Origin of the sequence: Streptomyces silvae, from assembly GCF_016745505.1 — a bacterium.
In the GTDB taxonomy this organism is placed as follows: Bacteria; Actinomycetota; Actinomycetes; order Streptomycetales; family Streptomycetaceae; genus Streptomyces; species Streptomyces silvae.
Genome location: NZ_JAERUC010000196.1, coordinates 105,465 through 122,500, shown reverse-complemented (window position 1 = coordinate 122,500; position 17,036 = coordinate 105,465). Strand labels below are relative to the sequence as shown.

Here is a 17,036-nt window from a genome sequence, read left to right as displayed (position 1 = left end):
CTCAAGCACCGGCTCATGCCGTACCTGTACGGGGTGGCCGTCGAGGCCCACCGCACGGGCGTCCCGACGATGCGCCCCCTGCTGCTTGAGTTCCCGGACGACCCGACGGCCCGCACGGCGGACCGCGAGTACCTGCTGGGCCCCGACGTCCTGGTCGCGCCCGTCTTCACCGACGACGGCGAGGTCGAGTACTACGTGCCCGAGGGGACCTGGACCCACCTGCTGACCGGCGACACCGTCACCGGTCCCGCGTGGCGCCGGGAGACCCACGGCTTCGACAGCCTGCCCCTGCTGGTCCGCCAGGGCGCGGTCCTGGCGCTCGGCGCGGACGAGTCACGCCCGGACGGCGAGTGGCTCGACGACCTGGAACTCCGCGTGTTCGCCCCCGCCGGTACGGGCGACTTCACCCGCACCGTGACCGTCCCCGACCGCACGGGCGCGGTGGCGGCGACCTACGAAGTGGTCCGCGAGGGCGGCGAGGTCCGCGTCACGACGGACACGGACCGGCCGTACACGGTCACGGTGGTGGGCGAGCAGGCCTGACACCGCCGGGCCGGACGAACGCCGGACCGCCCGCCCCTGGCAGCAGGGGCGGGCGGTCCGGCGTTCGTGGTGTCAGCGGACGGGTGCGGCGGCCCGCTCCGGAGCGTCCGCGGAATCGGCCGGCCGGCCGCCGCGCGCCCGGCGCACCGTGTACGCGACCAGGACGACGGCCAGACTGCCCACGCTGGTCAGCAGCTGGGTGCGTTGGTCGGCGATGACGGCCATGGCCACCAGCACCGCCGCGAAGCCGGCCATCACCACCCAGGTGAGGTACGGGAAGAGCCACATGCGCAGGGTCAGCCGCTCGGGCGCCTCGCGCTCCAGGCGCCGCCGCATGCGCAGCTGGGACGCGCCGATCATGAGGTACATGAAGATGGCGATGGCACCCGAGGAGTTGACCAGGTAGGTGAAGACGGTGTCCGGGGACAGATAGGCCAGCAGCACCGAGATCCAGCCGACCACGGTCCCGGCCAGGATCGCGCGGGCCGGGACCCGGCGCTTGTTCGTCGCCACCAGCCAGGTGGGGGCGTCGCCGTGGGTGGCGAGCGCCCGCAGCATCCGCGAGGAGACGTAGACCGAGGAGTTGAGCACGCTCAGCACGGCGGTGAGGATCACGACGTCCATCACGACGCCCGCGCCGGGCAGCCCGATGATGTTCCAGGCCGCGACGTACGGGCTGGCCAGCACCTTGGCGCTGTCCCACGGCACGATGGTGACCACCAGGACGATGGAGCCGACGTAGAAGAGGATGATCCGCCAGATGATCCCGGTGGTGGCACGGGCCACCGAGCGCTCGGGCTCCTTGCTCTCGGCGGCGGCGATGGTGACGATCTCGGCCCCGCCGAAGGCGAAGATGACCACGACGATCGCGGAGAAGATCGCGGTGAACCCGTTCGGCGCGAAGCCGCCGTGCGCGGTCAGGTTGGAGAAGTCGAAGGACGACCCCGGCCAGCCGCCGAAGACGTACAGACCGCCGACGATCAGGAAGGCCACGATCGCGGCGACCTTGACGGACGAGAACCAGAACTCGAACTCGCCGAACGACTTCACGGAGAGCAGGTTGGTCGCGGTCATCACGACCATCAGGCCCATGGCCAGCACCCAGAGCGGCAGCCCGATCCACGCGTGCAGGATCGCCGCACCCGCGACGGCCTCCACGGCCACGATGATGACGTAGTAGTACCAGTACAGCCATCCGATGGTGAAGCCCGCCCACGGGCCGATGGCGGTGCGCGCGTAGTCGGCGAAGGAGCCCGAGGACGGCTTCGCCACCACCATCTCGCCGAGTATCCGCATGGTGCAGAGCACGAGCGCGCCGGCCAGACAGTAGGAGACGATCGCGGCGGGGCCCGCCGTCTTGATCACGGATCCGCTGCCGACGAACAGTCCGGCGCCGATCGCGCCGCCGATCGCGATCATCGACATGTGGCGGTTACGCAGGGACCGGCTGAGCTCCGGCTGAGGGCCCTGCGGTTCTTTCTGCGGCTGCGGTTCTTTCTGCGGTGCGGGGGAAGTCATGGCAGCTCCAGTCAGGGGCAACGTCGTACAACGGCACGGAAAGACCCTCGGGGCGGGTGCGGGCGCGCCGTCGAGGAGCGGCGGCCCCGGCGGCACGATCTCGGCCGCCGGGCCGCTGGTACTCAGGTCCAGTCACCCTCGCGGCCGCCGCCGATCACCCAGCTGAGCGCCCGGAAGCGGCGCAGTGCCGTCACGGCGTCGGGGGTATCCGTACGGACGGTACGGGGGCCGGAGAGCTCGACTCCGGACAGCGCGCTCGCGCGGTCCGCGAGGTGCGGGCTGTCCACGTCGACCTCCACCACGTGCGCCGTGGCGCGCGGGGTGGGGCGCGGCGGGGGTGCCGAGAGAGCGGCGGCGGCCTCACGGCGGATGTCGGCCGCCGTGACGGCCGGGGTGCGACAGACCGCCGCGTGCCGGGAGATCGCCCTCTTCACGGCGACGGTCCGGCAGCCGGGGGCGTAGCCGGCGGCCTCGCGGCAGGTCAGGTCGTCGCCGGTGACGAGGACGACCGGCACGCCCGCCTCGGCGGCGACCAGGGCGTTGAAGCCGCCCTCGCCGACGGGCTCGCCGTCGATGCGGACGCCGAGGATGCTGTGCGAGAGATAGGTGTGCGCGAGGACGCCCTGTTCGCCGGCGCCGGTGTGGTAGCCGACGAAGGCCACGGCGTCGATGCCGTCCTCCAGCCCTTCCATCATTCCGAGGGGTTTGTGCCGCCCGACGATCAGGACGGCGCGCGGGTCGAGTTCCTCGATGAGGACGTTGTCCATGCCGCAGTGCGCGTCGTTGACGACGATCTCGTCCGCGCCGGCGTCGGCGAACCCGGCGACGGCGGCGTTGACGTCCTGGGTGAGCAGGCGGCGGAAACGCTCGTAGCGCGGTGTCCCCGCCGCGACGTCCGCCGGGGAGACGGTGCCGGTCGCCCCCTCCATGTCGGCGGATATGAGGACGCGCGTCACCCCGCCACCCCCACCCTGACTTCTCGCTCCGCACCGTCCGCGCACAGCGCCACGAGCGCCTCCGCGTGGGAGAGGCCGCTCTCCTCGACGACTTCGCGCACGCTCTGGGCCTCGCGGATCGTGGCGAGGCGGACCTGGCCGGCCGCATCCGTGCGATACCCGTACACGGCGGGCCTGGGCAGTGAGTTGTAGGAGAAGTGGGACGAGAAGTAGTACGCCCCGGTGTCGTACAGCGCCACCACGTCCCCGGGCGCGACGGCCGGCAGCTCGCGTGCCGTCGCGGTCAGGTCACCGGCGAAGCAGCACGGCCCCGCGATGTCCACGACCTGGAGAGGCCCCTCCTTGGGGCGGCCCGCGGCGTCGAACACCCCGACGCGCAGGGGCCAGGCGTCCGGCATGAACACCGTGCGGGTGGCCACCTGCGCCCCCGCGTGGGTGACCGCGATCCGCCGGCCGCCGGCCGACTTGGTGTACTCGACGAGCGAGCCGATGGTGCCGCTCTTCGCCAGCAGCGAGCGGCCGAACTCGGTGACGAGGACGTAGCGGCCGTCGAAGAGCCCCGGAGCGGCTTCGCGGAGCTCGGCGACGTAGTCGGCGTAGGTGGGGCGGTCGTCCTCGCTGTCGAAGTTGACGGGCAGACCACCGCCGATGTCCAGGCCGGTGATCCGGGCGTGGCCCAGCCGGTCGTTGATCCGCTCCGCGAGCTCGTACGCGACGCTCACCCCCCGGGCGATGAGCGGGAGGGGGCAGCCCTGCGAACCGACGTGCGCGTGCAGGCGGTTGAGCCAGGGGTGCCGGGTGAAGGCGTCGATCACCGCGTCCACGGCGCCCGGGTCGCGCAGTGCGACGCCGAACTTGGACGTCTCGGTCGCGGTGCTCATCGCCCCGATCGCACCGGCGCCGACCTGGGGGTTCACCCGCAGCCCGACGGGGCCGGAGGGCTCGCGGCCGGCCAGCAGGCGGTCGACGCGCTCCAGCTCCTGGAAGTTGTCCAGGTTGATCGCGATCCCGTGCTCCAGCGCGAACTCCAGCTCCTCGACCGTCTTCGCGGGGCTGTCGAAGACCAGCCGGTCGGGGGTGAAGCCGGCCGCCAGCGCCTGTTCCAGCTCGCCGGGCGAGGCCACCTCGCAGCCCATCCCGGCCTCGCGGAGCAGCCGCAGGACCGGCACCAGCCCGCACGCCTTGGCCGCGAAGGTGTGCTGGACCGTGGCCGGCCCCTCGAACGCCTCGTGCAGCGCGTCCACCGCGGCCAGCACCCCGTCGACGTCGAGCAGGCCGACCAGGGGCGAACCGGGGCCGAGCAGCCCCTCCTCGACGGCACGGGCGAGCGCCGCCTCGCGGGCGCGCTCGCGCTGAAGGGCCGAACCGGATGTCACCTGAAACACACTCCTACCTGAGGTCGCTCGTGCACCGCGCTCGTCCAGCCGCGGGCCGTGGTGACCAGCTTCGGTGCGCGAGGCCCGGCACGTCTTCGTCAGCCGGCACCAGGACCGGCCCGTATACCTGTCCGAGACCACAACGAAATGATCATGGAGCTGGGCGGCCTCCGCTGCGGCTCACCCGGTACGCCGGTCCAGACGCAGTCCGACGTCAGCCAGGAGCCGCACGGCCGGATCGGCCAGATCCACGCCGAACAGCTCCCGTGCCCGGCGCAGCCGGTACCGCAGCGTGTTGGGGTGCACATTGAGGCGCCGCGCGGCAGTGGCCGTGTCACCGAAGGCGTCCAGGTACGCGGTCACCGAGTCGCCGTACCGCGAACCGTGCGCCCGGTCGTGCTCCACCAGCGCGTGCACCGGGCCCGGCGTCGCTCCCCACAGCGGCTCCACCCGGTCGAGCAGGCGCAGCACCGCCGCCTCGGCGGCCACCTCCTCGTACGACGCCACCGCAGACCCGGCCGCGGCGGTCGGCAGGCGTGCGGCCCGTTCCCTCAGTACGCGCACGACCAGCTCGGCGGCGTCACGGGAGGCCGGCAGCTCCGCCAGACCCGCCACCACGGGGCCGGTACCGGCGAGGACCACGCCTCCCGGCGCCGAGCGGACCGTCGCCAGCAGGGTGCGCGCGGGGTCCTGCTCGCCGTCCAGGGCCGGCACCACGGCGTACAGCCGGCGCCCCGACCGCGCGGTCACACACCCCGGACGGTAGGCGGCGGCCTGCAACGCGAGTACGTCGAGCACCCGTTGCCCGGTGTCCCCGGGGGTGGTCTCCCGGCCGTCGTACGCCTCCGCCACCAGCACGGCGTGCGGCCCGTCCCGCGCGATCCCGACGTCGCGCGCCGCCTGCGTGCTGCCCGTCAGGAGTGCGTGGACCGCGCCCTCGCGCGCCCAGGCGGCGGCCCGGCCCCACGTCCGGTGGTGCGAGAGATGCGGGACCGCCGCGCGGCCCGCAGTCGCCAGCGCCGCCACCGCGTCCTCCGCCAGCGGCCGCCCGTCGGCGGCGGCCCAGATCGAGCCGAGCACCTCGGACCCGTGCCGCACCGCGACCGCCAGCCGCTCGGCGTACCGCCCGTCGGCGGGGAGCCGCACCACGTCGTCGGTGTTCCACAGGGCCTGGAAGAAGCCGCTCTCGCGCAGTTCGACGACCCGCCAGCGGGGCACCTCCTGGCCGAGGATCGTGAGCCTGCGCATCGGGTCGGGCTCATGGTCCATGCGCGAGTACGCCAGCACCCGTGACTGCGGGTCCTCGATCGTGATCGCGCCGCCGACCAGGTCCGCCACGGTGTTGGCCAGGCCCGGCAGATCGCCCAGCCGCAGCCCGCCCACCCCGGCCGGACCCGCGGCCCGGTCCGGGGCGCTGTGCACCAGCGCCGTCCGCAGCCGGCCGAGCACCTCGGTCCAGCCCTGCCCTGGCCGCCGGGTCAGCAAGGCCGTACGCCCCCGCTCCGCCGCCTCCAGCAGAGCCGTCCGCGGCCCCCGGGTGCCGCGCCGCATCACCACGGCCGCCGCCCCCGCGCGGTCCGCGGCACGCAGCACGTCGAACGCGTCGGCCGAGGCGACGTCGACGCCGACCGCGAGCAGGACCAGCCCGGTCGCCGCCCACACCTCCTCGTCCCGCTCCTCACCCGGATCGTGCAGCACCACGTCGGACACCGGCACACCGGTGCCGCACGGCGCCACCACGACGTCCAGCGTCCCGGCGGCGATCAGCGCGAGGAGCTGCGCCAGCGTGGGGCCGGGGCCGGGGCCGGGGCCGGGGCCGGGGCGGTCGGGTTCGGAGAGGTGCATGGGCCCATACTCGCCGCCCGCCGTCGCGGCCTGCCATGCCCCCCGTCACTCCGCCGGGGCGAGCCGCCCCACGCGGGGCCCGGAGGAATGCGATCGTGGGCCAGCGGGTTGGCACGAGCGGCACCTATGCACGCGTACGGCACAGAGAGCGGAAGCACCCATGGGCGAGTTGATCCTGATCCGGCACGGCGAGACCGAGTGGTCGCGGTCCGGGCAGCACACGAGCTGGACCGACCTGCCCCTGACCGAGCTCGGGGAGCGCCAGGCCCGCGCCCTCGTCCCCCTCCTCGCCGAACGCGAGATCGGGCTCACCCTGGTCAGTCCCTACCTCCGCGCCCGCCGCACCGCCGAACTGGCGGGCCTGACCTCGCCGCGCGAGACACCGGATCTGCGCGAGTGGGACTACGGGGCGTACGAGGGCATCACCACGGTCGAGATCCGCCGCACCCGCCCCGACTGGAACCTCTGGACGGACGGTGTCGCACCCGGCCCCGAGGAGCACCCGGGGGAGAGCCCGAAGGAGGTCGGCGACCGGGCGGACCGCATCCTGGCCGAGGTCCGCGCGGCGGCGTCCCGCCTCGGCGAGGCGGACATCGCCCTGGTCGCCCACTCACACTTCCTGCGCGTGCTCACCGCCCGCTACCTGCGGCTGACACCCGCCAGCGGGGAACTCTTCCAGCTCGCCACGGGCGCGGTCTCCCGCCTCGGCACGGAACACGGCAAGCCGGTGGTGACGGCGCTGAACATGGCGCTGCCGGAGAGGCTGTTCAACGCCATCGACTGAGCAGGAGCGGGAAAAGTCGCGCACGTGCGCACCTGGCGCGGGACCGGGACGTGACGCCAGCATCGAGTGGTGGACACCTCCAACGAGCCGCACATCGCGCACAAGAGCCACCTGCCCCACCCCTACGACCAGGACATCTCCCACGTCCTGCGGCACCTCAGCCGGATCACGGCCACCGGCCGGAAGAAACTCGCGAACAGCCTGAGCACCGCCGGCTACCTGGCCGCGGGCATGCGGCTGATCGAGCGGAACCTGGGGCCCGACGCGGCACGGAGCGCCTGCGCCTCCGGGAGCAGGCGCTCCCTCGAACGCCCCCTGCTGGGATTCCTGTCCCAGCGGGCGGTCGCCGCGGCGGTCGCCGAGAACCCGCCCCCGTTCCCCAGCCGGGGCGGGGTGCCGAGGTTACGCACCACCTGGCGGTCGCAGTCGGACTTCATCGCCGACCTGATCAACTTCGCGATGTGGCCGACGAATTACCACCCCGGATACCTGGAGCAGAGGTCGGTCACCACGAAGAGACTCGTGGTGGGCGAGGACTTCGTACGGGCGGTCCATGAAACGGCCTATCTGCACACGGCGGAGAGCGTCCGCATGCCGTCCGTGCGGCTCAGCCTCGCCCTGATGGTGCTCGCCGACGGCGACGACAGGGTCCAGCGGGTCCTCACCGACACGTACCGGGGCTACCTCTCCTCCTGGAAACAGGTGTACGCCGAGGTCCTCCGGGCCCGGGGCCTGCGGCTCCGGGCGGGGCTCGGCCTGGACGATCTCGCGAACGCCCTGTCCGCCGCCACGGACGGCGTGATCCTGCGCTCCATCGGCGACCCTCAGGCGGGGGTCGTCGACCGGGAACGGGAGCGCACCCTGATGGGCACGGTCGCCCTCGCGGTCATCCACGGATTCCTCGAACCGGCCGAGAACTCGGACGGCCTCACCCTGGAGCAGGCCGTGGCGGCGCGGCTGGGACGGAGCACCTCATGACATCCAGCACCCGTCCTCCGGCGGCTTCCGGGGCCGACGCGCACACCCCTGGACGGCTCGCGGCCGTCACCGGCCTGTGCTCCGTCGTCGCCACGGTCGTCCTGGCACTCACCGGCCATGGCGAGGTGGCAGTGGCCACGGGAGTCGCGGGCGGCGCGGTCGCCGGCGGCATCCAGGTGACGGTGAACATCAACCGACGGCCCCCCGACCAGGAGTGACGAGCCGCCCAGTCAGAGCGCGCCGCTCCTGAAGGCACCGACGAACGAGGCCCAGGGCGCGGCGGTGAAGACGAGCGCGGGGCCGTCGGGGGCCTTGCTGTCACGGACGGGGACGAGACCGGGGAAGCCGTCGGCGATCTCGACGCAACTGCCGCCCTCCCCGTTGCTGTAGGTCGACTTGCGCCAGACCGCTGTACGGGTATCAGGGGCGGTTCCCATGAGCTGCGTGCTCCTTCGCTGCCGATACGAGCAGGGCCTGCGAGGCCTCCGGTGACAGGGCCATGGCCCGTGCCAAATCGTATGCGGCCTGGACATCGGCTACCAGCCCGGGTTCTTCCGTCAGCTGACCGGAGTACGCGCCTTCCGTGTACACGGCTGGTGGGGCATCGGCGAACGACATGAGCGAGACCATCGTGTTCATGAAGGGGTGCATCCCCGCGTCGAACGGAAGAACCTGGATGATCACGTGAGGGCAGGTCCGGGCCGACTCGATGAGGCAGGTGAGCTGAGCGGACATGATGTCGGAGCCTCCGACCGGTACCCGGAGGGCAGCCTCGTGCAGGATCGCCCAGAAGGTCGGGGGCGTGTCGCGCAGCAGGATTCCTGCACGTTCCATGCGCGCGGAGACCTGTCCCTCTACCGTCGCCTCGGAGGCCAGTCGCTGGCTGGCTCGCGTCACGGCCCTCGCGTATTCACGTGTCTGAAGCACGCCCGGCACGAGCATCGGCGCGTACTCGCAGATGCTGGTCGCCCGCATCTCCAGCTCCGCCGCGTCCGCGAAGTACTCCGCCACCTTCGACTGCCGGGCCAGCCGGCACAGCCGCTGAAGGTGTTCGCCGCTGCCGAGCAGCCCGTCCAGCGCGCGCGAGATCTCCTCCTGCGGGCGCCGCTCGGCCGCCTCGAAGAGCCCGATGTACGTGCCCGAGCAGAACGCCCGCTCACCCAGCTCGTTCTGCGACAGACCCGCCGCCTCCCGCAGCCGGCGGAGCTCCGCGCCGTAGAAGGCACGGGGCTCGGCGTAGGGGTCAAGGTCCTTCGGCAGCGGCATGTGCCGGAAACTAGCGGTTACCCCGCCCCCGTACACGGCGGTTGCGCCGACGTCACCCGGACGGGTCCGCGCAGCCGTGCCGGGCACGCGGACGGCCGGTACCTCGCCCCCGAGGTACCGGCCGGTTCCGTGTGGCGTGCCCGGTGTCAGGTCGTCAGGCCGCCTTCTTCTTCAGTGAGGTGAGGTGCGCGAAGACGACGACGTTCGCCGAGTAGCCGTTCTTCTTGTCGAAGCGCCCGCCGCAGGTCAGGAGCCTGAGCTCCGGACGGCCGGTGGGCCCGTACACCTTGTCGTCGGGGAACTTGTCCTTCGTGTAGGTCTTCACCTCGTCGACCGTGAAGACCGCGGTCCGTTTGTCCGCCCGGGCGACCTTCACGGTGTCCCCCTTGCGCAGGGCGTTCAGGTTGAGGAAGATCGCCGGTCCTGTCGCGGTGTCCCGGTGGCCGACGAGCAGCGAGGTTCCCGCCTCGCCGGGGGAGGGGCCCTTCCCGTACCACCCCACCACTTTGGGCTTGCTCAGCGGTGGGGCGCCGAGCCTGCCCTTCTTGTCGAGGGCCAGTCCGATGACCGGGGCCTCGATGAAGATCGCGGGGATGGAGACCTTCACCGGCCGGGAGTGCACCAGCGGGGCGTGCGAGGCGGGTACCGCCTTCTGCGGTGTGTGCGGCGCCCGGCGGAAGGGCGGCGCCCCGCCGCCCGCGGCGTCGTTGCCGCGGGCGGCGGTGACCGACGAGGCGTCCTCGGGCGAGTCCGAACTCGCCCACACGACGCCGGTCACCAGCGAGAAGGTCACGCACAGGGTGATCGTGAGCCGGCATGCGCGGCTCGGGCCCCGTCGTCGCCGTCGGCCGCGCCTGTCAGGCCTCGTTGCGGGCACGACGCCGTGCGGATCGACGGACCATGATCAGCCCCGCGACACCGGCGGCACCGGCGACCAGCGCGGCCGAGGTCCCGATGTTTGAGTCGCTCTCGGAGCTGACGCTCTCCATGTCCGGGACGCCGCCGCCGCCCGCGGGGACCGCGCCGGACGGCTTCTCCCAGGTCTTCTCGGAGCTCTTCTCGGAGCCCGAGGACGCGCCCTGCTCGCTGTTCTCCCCACGGCCGCCCTCCTGGCTGCCGCCCCGGGCGGGCCGGTTGCAGTCGACCTCGAAGGTCTTCTGCTTCGGGACGCCGGCGACGGTCCACGCCAGCTGGTACGTGCCCTCGGGCAGCAGGTACTCCTGGCTGCGGGCCTGGCCGTTCGAGAGCGGCAGGGTGTTCGTCAGCGTGTTGCCCGGGGGGCGCTCGGTGATCGTCCACACGACCATCGGGAGCTCACCGAAGTTGTTCGCCACGAGGGCGAACTGGCAGACCTCGACACCGTCGCGGTCACCGCGCGAGTGCCAGCTGACGGAACGGACGTCGATGTCGCCGCTCTCGCCGACGGCGAACGCGGCAGGGGCTCCGGCCAGGGCGACGCCGGCGACGGCGACGGCGGCGGCCACCCTGGTGCCTGTGCGGGCGCTGCGGGAGCGGAGGGAAGCGGAAAAGCGCATGCTGGGCTCCTTCAAGCCGAGATGATTGTCGTACTGATCACCTGATCGCCTAAGAGATGACATGGATCTTCAAAAGAGTGTGTCGGGACACCGTAAAAACGCGCAAATGTACCCTGACTAGCCGATACCGGTCAGTGAATCCCCAGGTCGAAGCCGCCTGACCGCCGAGCAAAACCTGAGGCAGGGTCAGCCGGCGCGTCGCCGGTGGCGCCGGTGGAGGGCTGTCAGGGTCACGAGGGCGGCCACGGCGACCGGGATCCAGACCGCCGGCCGGAGCACGGCCCGGTAGGCGGGGGCGGGCGAGGCGTCGAGCGGGATCGCGGCGGTGTCGTTGCCGGGAGTGCGGTCGTAGGGGGTGTACGCGCGGATGGTGCCCCGTGCCCCCGCGACCTGCCGGTCAATGCGCACGTGGAACACGAGGGTGGTCGTCCCGTCGTCCTCCCCGGCCCAGGACAGCGCCTCGCCCGCCAGGTCGCAGACGAACGCGCCCCCGGGTTCCTCGGGCCGGTCGCAGCCCCAGTCCCGGTCCATCTCCTCGAAGGCGTACGGGATGGAGGTGACCGTGGTGCCCTCCGGTGGGACCACCTCGAAGCGTCCCCGCACCTCGTTGCCGCGCGGTGTGACGGGTCCCAGGGCCCGCACGCCGAGGCGGACCTCCACCGTGTCGCCGACGTGCCCCCGGACCGTCGCGGTGACCGGCCGGTAGTCGGCCTGGGCCGTGGTCTCCACCTCGACGGTGCCGTCGGTGCTCCCGAACGTGCCGTCGGCCGTGGGGACCAGGGTGATCGGCGCGCCCGTACCCCGGACCGTGTGGTCGGCGTGCTTCTCCGGGGAGGACGACCAGCTGTAGGTCAGCGTGCCGTCGAGCTGCTCGGCTCCCGCGACGTAGACGATCGGCGCACTCGTGCGGTAGGCGGCTCCCGGCGCCGCTCCGGCGGGGAACACGCACCAGGCCGATGTGGACGAGGCGCCCGCGTACGTGCAGTTGCTGTGCCGGGCCTTCAGGGTCAGGCCGTCGCTCGCACGGACGTGCAGCGCGACGCCCCGGTCCGCCGGGAACCTGGTGTGGTTGGCGAACGTCGGTGTGAGGGAGGCGGGTTGGCCCGGCTTCACGCCGTTCACCTTCGTCTCCCCGCCGGGTGCGCCCAGCGTGGGCCCGCCGACGACCATGCGGGTGGTCCCGGTGACGGGCGCCGCGTTGTCCGCGCTCGCCGTGTAGGTGACCGTGCCGCTGTCGCCCGGCTCCACACCGTCCAGGCCGACGATGTCGAAGGGGGCGTTGCTCTCGCCGTCGTTGAGCAGGGTTCCGTACGAGCAGGTGTACACCCAGCCGCTGCCGGTGCAGTTCCCGTAACCGCCCTCGGTCACGCGGGCGATGTCCTTGAGGCCGGAGGCGTCCACCACGACCTTGATGTTGCGGGCCGGTTCCTTGTTGCCGGGGACGACGGCCACGGGCACCTGGAAGTCCCCGTTCGTCGCCTCGGCCCCCTCGTCCGCGCGGTACGCCACCATCGTGCGCGGGACGTCCTTCAGGCTCAGCGCGACCTTGTCCGAGGTGGTCGCGGCGGCCGGCGGGAAGGTCACGGCGAGGAGGGTGAGCAGGCCCGCCGCGAGGGCCGCCGCGCGTCCGGTGGGGAGTGTTATGCGTGGGGGCATGCGGAGCACTATGTCACCGGTCGGATGCCGTCCGCACCGCCTGCGGTGAGCAGGACGACCCGGGTGCCGGGCGAGGGCCGGACCTCCGTCCAGGAACCCGGACCCGGTGTGACGGTCGACCCGGCTGCGGGCGACTTCTCCGGGCCGAGGAAGCCCGCCCCCAGTTCGCCGACGGCGGAGAGTTCGGTGCGCGGCGTCGACCAGTCGTCGCCCGAGGCGCATCCGGTGAGCAGGGCGGCGGTCGACGAGGCCCTGCGGGAGGAGGCCGGCCGGCAGGCATGACGGCCGCGCACACGGAAACGGGCCGCCCGGCGTGCGGGCGGCCCGTTCTCCTGCGTGCTTACGTGTGCGGCGGACGGATCAGGAGATCAGCTCGATCTCCGCCAGCGTCGCCGCCTCCGTGCTCACCAGCCGGTACTTCGCGTACGCCTTCGGCGCCTGCACCGAGAACACCCGGGTCTGCTTGTCCCAGGCGAAGGTCTGGCCGGACCTCTTGTCGATGTCCTTCCAGGACGTACCGTCCGCCGACCCCTGGAGCACCCAGCCCGTCGGGGCCTTCGCCGCCGTGGCCGAGGTCAGCGTGTACTGGACCGCCTTCGTGCCCGCGGCCGCCGGCAGCTCCACCGACGCGACCGTGGCCGAGGTGGCGGAGGTGTCGTCGTACAGCGCGCCGTCGCCCTTGAGCACGTCGCCCTTCGGGGCGGGCACCTTGTCGTCCTGGGTGACGGAAACCGGGGCCGCGTTCTTGCCCGTGCCCCACGCCGACGGCTTGGCGCCCATGTCGAACTCCAGCACCCCGCCCTTCGCGAGCAGGTCGTGCGGCAGCGACGTGGACGTCCACTTCTTGCCGTTGACCTTCAGACCCTGGACGTAGATGTTCGTGGAGCTGTTCTTCGGGGCCTTGACGACCAGGTCGCGCCCGTTCTCCAGGTGCACGGTCGTCTTCGTGAAGAGCGGCGAGCCGATCGCGTACTCACCGCTGCCCATGACCAGCGGGTAGAAGCCGAGCGAGGAGAAGAGGAACCAGGCCGACTGCTCGCCGTTGTCCTCGTCGCCGTGGTAGCCCTGGCCGATCTCGCTGCCCGTGTACAGCCGGCCGAGGACCTCGCGGACCTTCTCCTGCGTCTTCCAGGGCTGCGAGGCCGCGTCGTACATGTACGTGGCGTGGTGCGCGACCTGGTTGCTGTGGCCGTACTGGCCCATCCGCACGTCGCGCGCCTCGGTCATCTCGTGGATCACGCCGCCGTACGAGCCGACGAACTCGGGTCCGGCCGTCTCCGGCGTCGAGAAGTACGTGTCCAGCTTCTTCGCCAGACCGTCACGCCCGCCGTAGAGGTTGGCCAGGCCCCGGCTGTCCTGCGGCGCCGTGAAGGCGTAGCCCCAGCCGTTGGTCTCCGTGTAGTCGTAGCCCCAGACACGGGGGTCGTACTGGTCGGAGGGGAGCCGCCAGTCGCCGTTCGCCTTCTTGCCCTGGAAGAAGCCGGCCTTGTCGTCGAAGAGCTTGACGTAGTTCTGCGCGCGGTTGAGGAAGTATGCGGACTCCTCCTTGTAGCGCTGCTTCTTCGTCTTCTTGTAGAGGGCCTGGCCCATCTGTGCGATGCCGTAGTCGTTGAGGTAGCCCTCCAGCGACCAGGAGAGGCCCTCGTGGGTGTCGGTGTTCGCGTAACCGGTGAAGACCGAGGTCTCCATGCCCTTGCGGCCGACGCCCGAGGACGGCGGGGCCACCGTGGCGTTCTTGACCGCCGCGTCGTACGCCGCCTCGGCGTCGAAGTCGACGCCCTTGACGTACGCGTCGGCGAAGGCCACGTCGGAGCTGGTCCCGGTCATCAGGTCGGAGTAGCCGGGGGAGGACCAACGGGAGATCCAGCCGCCGTCCTTGTACTGCTGGACGAAGCCGTCGACCATCTTCCCGGCCTGCTTCGGCGTGAGGAAGGAGTACGCCGGCCAGGTCGTCCGGTAGGTGTCCCAGAAGCCGTTGTTGACGTACACCTCACCCTTGACGATCTTCGCGCCGGTGTGGGTCGGGGTGTCCGTGCCGGTCTGCGGCGAGAAGGGGCTCGCGTAGGTGCTTCTGCCGTCGACCTGCTCGAAGCCCGAGTTCGGGTAGAGGTAGAGCCGGTACAGGCTGGAGTAGAGCGTGGTCAGCTGGTCGGCGTTCGCGCCCTCGACCTCGACCTTGCCGAGGATCTTGTCCCAGGCCTTCTGCGCGTTCTTCCGGACCTTGGAGAAGGAGTCCTTCGCCGGCAGCTCCATGGCGAGGTTCTTCTTCGCCTGGTCGACGCTGATGAGCGAGGTGGCCAGGCGCAGGCCGACCTTGCGGTCCTTGCCCGCGTCGAAGCGGAAGAAGCCGGTGACGTCGTCTCCGCCGCCGCCCTTCAGCTTGCCGCTGTCGGTGACCGGCGCGTCGAAGGAGCCGTATACGAAGAGGCGTGTCGCTCCGGTGGAGCCGCCGCTCTTCACGTCGGAGTAGCCGGTGAAGGAACCGGTCTTCGCGTCGAGGGTGAGGCCGCCGTCGTTGGAGACATTGTCGAAGACGAGGCTCGCGTCGTCACCGGGGTAGGTGAACTGCATGCGGGCCGCGTGGTCGGTGGGCGTCATCTCGGCCTTGAGGCCGTTCTCGAACGTCACCCCGTAGTAGTGCGGGGTCGCCGTCTCGTTCTCGTGGCGGAACGGCAGCGCGCGGGCCTTGCGGGAGGCGTCGGGGGTGCCGGAGGCCGCCGAGGGCATCATCTGGAAGGTCTGGCGGTCGCCCATCCAGGGGCTCGGCTCATGGCTGGCGCTGAACGCCTGCAGCGTGGGCAGGTTGTCCTCGTTGTTGCCCCGCGCGTAGTCGTACAGCCAGCTCGTGGAGCCGGCGTTGGTCACCGGCGTCCAGAAGTTGAAGCCATGCGGGACCGCGGTGGCGGGGAAGTTGTTGCCGCGCGAGAAGCCGCCGCTGGAGTTGGTGCCCCGTACGGTCGACGCGTAGTCCGACAGGTGCGCCTTGCGCTTCTCCGGGGCCTTCGGGGCGATCGTGACGTCGTCGATCCAGCCCTGGAACTTCGACGGGCCCTTGGGGGAGTCGTACGCCACCAGGATCCGGTCGACGGTCTTGCCCGCCGCGACCGTGCCGATCCGCGAGGCGACCTTGTTCCACTGGTTCACGTACAGCCGCTTGGCATCGGCCTGGCCCTGCGGGGTGAGCAGCCCGCCGTGGCTGTCGGTGGCCTTCAGCTCGCTCAGGTAGGTGCCGTCGGTGAAGGCCAGGTCCACCGCCACGTGCGTCGCGGGGTAGCTGAGGTCCGTCTCGCCCATCTGCGGGTACACCAGGTAGGACAGCTGGGTGTCCTTGGTGACCGCGGTGTTGACGTCGAAGACCTTGTTGTACGAGTAGGCGCGGCCGTCCGGCTTGTGCGTACCCGCGTAGCGCAGCGCCTTCTTCCCCGTGAACCCGGCGCCCTGCTTGGCGGTGGGGGAGCCCGAGGGGCCCCGGTCGGCCTGGGTGCGCATGTCGTCGGGGGCGGGGGTGGAGGTGTCCCCGTTCGAGAACTGCACGTCGGCGAGCTGGAGCGCGTCGGAGGCGCCGTTGTTCTTCGTGATCTCCAGCCGGAAGTGCTGGTAGGCGGTGTCCGTCGTGAAGTCGTACGACTTGGTCTGGAGGCGCTCCGAGAACGTCTGGCCGGTGCGGGTGTCCAGATCCGTCCACGTCTTGCCGTCGGATGAGCCCTTCAGGGTCCAGTCCTTGGGGTCCCGCTCGTCGTGGTCGTTGGCCGAAGTGAGGGCGTAGGTCACGACCTTGACGGGCTCGGCGAGGTCGAACTCGACCCAGCCCGTGGACTTGAAGGCCAGCCACTTGGTGCCGGGCTCCCCGTCGGTCAGGTTCTCCTTGACCTCACCGCCGTCGGCATTCTCGCCGCTGGCGCGCAGATCCGTGACCTGATCGGTGACATTGCCCGGTATTCCGGCGGAGAATCCGCCGTCCACACCCGATGCCCTCTTCTTCCCGTCGACGCCTTCTTCGACGGTATTACGCCAGTCCGGCTGCTTTTCGTCCGCCTCGAAGGAGGAGCTGAACGACGTGTCGCCGGAGGGCTTCTTGGTGGCGCCGGAGGGCTGGGCGAGGGCCGCGGTGGGGGCCGCCAGGGCCAGGACGAGAGAGGCCGCGAGGACCGCGGCGGAGTGGCTGTGTCTGTGACGCGAGCCGTGCTGAGGACCACGTAGGGGCTGCATACGGAGCCGTTCCTCCCGGGGGCGAGCTCTGGACAACGTTGTCATTGGGGGATGCGGGTTCCAGTAGGGAGCCAAGTGACGGGATGTGTCAAGGGTGTTGCATGCGGTGGACGCCGTTGATTCGACCGTATTGCGGGAAACGGCGTTTTCGCGCGAAGGCGCGCGGTGCCGAGGTGTCCGTGAGGTCTCAACTCGGGAAAGACTGCCGCTCAACCATGCATTCGATCTTGCTCAGTTGGCGGCAAGTGGACTATACCTGTCGGCGTCTGCACAGCCGCTTCACAACGGCACGCGGGCACGGGGGAGGGCGAGCAGCTGCGGGCGCGAGGGCGTCCTGCCGTGCGTTCGCCCGAAACTCCCCCACTGCATC

The 17,036-nt window shown here is 71.4% G+C and carries 15 protein-coding genes; 5 read left to right on the top strand and 10 right to left on the bottom strand.

Annotated elements, in window-relative coordinates; all coding sequences use genetic code 11:
- The coding region (locus JKV81_RS32695) for a glycoside hydrolase family 31 family protein (protein ID WP_307820650.1) at window positions 1–543 on the top strand (543 nt) is incomplete at its 5' end.
- 72 nt (window positions 544–615) lie between these two features.
- On the opposite strand, the gene JKV81_RS32690 is transcribed toward JKV81_RS32695, so the two are convergent.
- From JKV81_RS32690 to JKV81_RS32675, 4 genes are all read right to left on the bottom strand, one after another.
- On the bottom strand, window positions 616–2,061 hold the full coding sequence (locus JKV81_RS32690; RefSeq protein WP_202079239.1) for an amino acid permease: 1,446 nt from the start codon (window positions 2,059–2,061) through the stop codon (window positions 616–618).
- Between the two features lie 122 nt (window positions 2,062–2,183).
- On the bottom strand, window positions 2,184–3,017 hold the full coding sequence (locus JKV81_RS32685) for a M55 family metallopeptidase (RefSeq protein ID WP_202079237.1): 834 nt from the start codon (window positions 3,015–3,017) through the stop codon (window positions 2,184–2,186).
- Window positions 3,014–4,393, bottom strand: coding sequence for a type III PLP-dependent enzyme domain-containing protein (locus JKV81_RS32680; RefSeq protein WP_202079235.1), 1,380 nt, complete (start codon window positions 4,391–4,393; stop codon window positions 3,014–3,016). The genes JKV81_RS32685 and JKV81_RS32680 overlap by 4 nt, the downstream gene beginning before the upstream one ends.
- Window positions 4,394–4,573: 180 nt before the next feature.
- Entirely contained in the window at window positions 4,574–6,238 is a 1,665-nt protein-coding gene (locus tag JKV81_RS32675) for a PucR family transcriptional regulator (RefSeq protein ID WP_202079233.1), read from the bottom strand.
- 160 nt (window positions 6,239–6,398) lie between these two features.
- On the opposite strand from JKV81_RS32675, the gene JKV81_RS32670 reads away from it, so the two are divergent.
- The 3 genes from JKV81_RS32670 to JKV81_RS32660 all read left to right on the top strand — a co-directional run bounded on the left by JKV81_RS32670 (window position 6,399) and on the right by JKV81_RS32660 (window position 8,218).
- Entirely contained in the window at window positions 6,399–7,022 is a 624-nt protein-coding gene (locus JKV81_RS32670) for a histidine phosphatase family protein (RefSeq protein ID WP_202079231.1), read from the top strand.
- Between the two features lie 69 nt (window positions 7,023–7,091).
- A complete protein-coding gene (locus JKV81_RS36740; RefSeq protein WP_202079229.1) occupies window positions 7,092–8,000 on the top strand; it encodes a TetR family transcriptional regulator C-terminal domain-containing protein in 909 nt (302 codons plus the stop codon).
- Window positions 7,997–8,218 carry a hypothetical protein gene (locus JKV81_RS32660; protein ID WP_129266118.1) on the top strand — a complete coding sequence of 74 codons (222 nt, stop codon included), beginning with the start codon at window positions 7,997–7,999 and terminating at the stop codon, window positions 8,216–8,218. Before JKV81_RS36740 ends, JKV81_RS32660 begins: the two co-directional genes overlap by 4 nt.
- A gap of 12 nt (window positions 8,219–8,230) precedes the next feature.
- Here the strand turns inward: JKV81_RS32660 and JKV81_RS32655 are convergent, their stop codons facing one another.
- The 5 genes from JKV81_RS32655 to JKV81_RS32635 all read right to left on the bottom strand — a co-directional run bounded on the left by JKV81_RS32655 (window position 8,231) and on the right by JKV81_RS32635 (window position 12,457).
- The gene (locus tag JKV81_RS32655; RefSeq protein ID WP_129266119.1) at window positions 8,231–8,437 is read right to left on the bottom strand and encodes a DUF397 domain-containing protein; all 207 of its coding nucleotides are present in this window, start codon (window positions 8,435–8,437) and stop codon (window positions 8,231–8,233) included.
- A complete protein-coding gene (locus tag JKV81_RS32650; protein WP_202079227.1) occupies window positions 8,421–9,266 on the bottom strand; it encodes a helix-turn-helix domain-containing protein in 846 nt (281 codons plus the stop codon). Before JKV81_RS32650 ends, JKV81_RS32655 begins: the two co-directional genes overlap by 17 nt.
- Before the next feature lie 154 nt (window positions 9,267–9,420).
- Window positions 9,421–10,059 carry a class F sortase gene (locus JKV81_RS32645; RefSeq protein WP_241748541.1) on the bottom strand — a complete coding sequence of 213 codons (639 nt, stop codon included), beginning with the start codon at window positions 10,057–10,059 and terminating at the stop codon, window positions 9,421–9,423.
- A 64-nt stretch (window positions 10,060–10,123) separates the two neighbouring features.
- On the bottom strand, window positions 10,124–10,801 hold the full coding sequence (locus tag JKV81_RS32640; protein WP_202079226.1) for a hypothetical protein: 678 nt from the start codon (window positions 10,799–10,801) through the stop codon (window positions 10,124–10,126).
- A 186-nt stretch (window positions 10,802–10,987) separates the two neighbouring features.
- The gene (locus JKV81_RS32635) at window positions 10,988–12,457 is read right to left on the bottom strand and encodes a hypothetical protein (RefSeq protein WP_236058336.1); all 1,470 of its coding nucleotides are present in this window, start codon (window positions 12,455–12,457) and stop codon (window positions 10,988–10,990) included.
- A 45-nt stretch (window positions 12,458–12,502) separates the two neighbouring features.
- Here JKV81_RS32635 and JKV81_RS32630 point away from each other — a divergent pair, with 45 nt between their 5' ends.
- Window positions 12,503–12,739: a hypothetical protein gene (locus JKV81_RS32630; RefSeq protein ID WP_202079224.1), complete on the top strand. Its 237-nt coding sequence runs from the start codon at window positions 12,503–12,505 to the stop codon at window positions 12,737–12,739.
- 78 nt (window positions 12,740–12,817) lie between these two features.
- Here JKV81_RS32630 and JKV81_RS32625 read toward each other — a convergent pair whose 3' ends face one another.
- A complete protein-coding gene (locus tag JKV81_RS32625; protein ID WP_129266122.1) occupies window positions 12,818–16,666 on the bottom strand; it encodes a GH92 family glycosyl hydrolase in 3,849 nt (1,282 codons plus the stop codon).
- Window positions 16,667–17,036: the final 370 nt, after the last annotated feature.

Coding starts and splice junctions, on each gene's coding strand:
- JKV81_RS32660 (WP_129266118.1), top strand. CDS start 7,997: ATGACATCCAGCACCCGTCCTCCGGCGGCTTCCGGGGCCGACGCGCAC.
- JKV81_RS32625 (WP_129266122.1), bottom strand. CDS start 16,666: ATGCAGCCCCTACGTGGTCCTCAGCACGGCTCGCGTCACAGACACAGC.
- JKV81_RS32690 (WP_202079239.1), bottom strand. CDS start 2,061: ATGACTTCCCCCGCACCGCAGAAAGAACCGCAGCCGCAGAAAGAACCG.
- JKV81_RS32640 (WP_202079226.1), bottom strand. CDS start 10,801: ATGCGCTTTTCCGCTTCCCTCCGCTCCCGCAGCGCCCGCACAGGCACC.
- JKV81_RS32670 (WP_202079231.1), top strand. CDS start 6,399: ATGGGCGAGTTGATCCTGATCCGGCACGGCGAGACCGAGTGGTCGCGG.
- JKV81_RS32650 (WP_202079227.1), bottom strand. CDS start 9,266: ATGCCGCTGCCGAAGGACCTTGACCCCTACGCCGAGCCCCGTGCCTTC.
- JKV81_RS32635 (WP_236058336.1), bottom strand. CDS start 12,457: ATGCCCCCACGCATAACACTCCCCACCGGACGCGCGGCGGCCCTCGCG.
- JKV81_RS32675 (WP_202079233.1), bottom strand. CDS start 6,238: ATGCACCTCTCCGAACCCGACCGCCCCGGCCCCGGCCCCGGCCCCGGC.
- JKV81_RS32655 (WP_129266119.1), bottom strand. CDS start 8,437: ATGGGAACCGCCCCTGATACCCGTACAGCGGTCTGGCGCAAGTCGACC.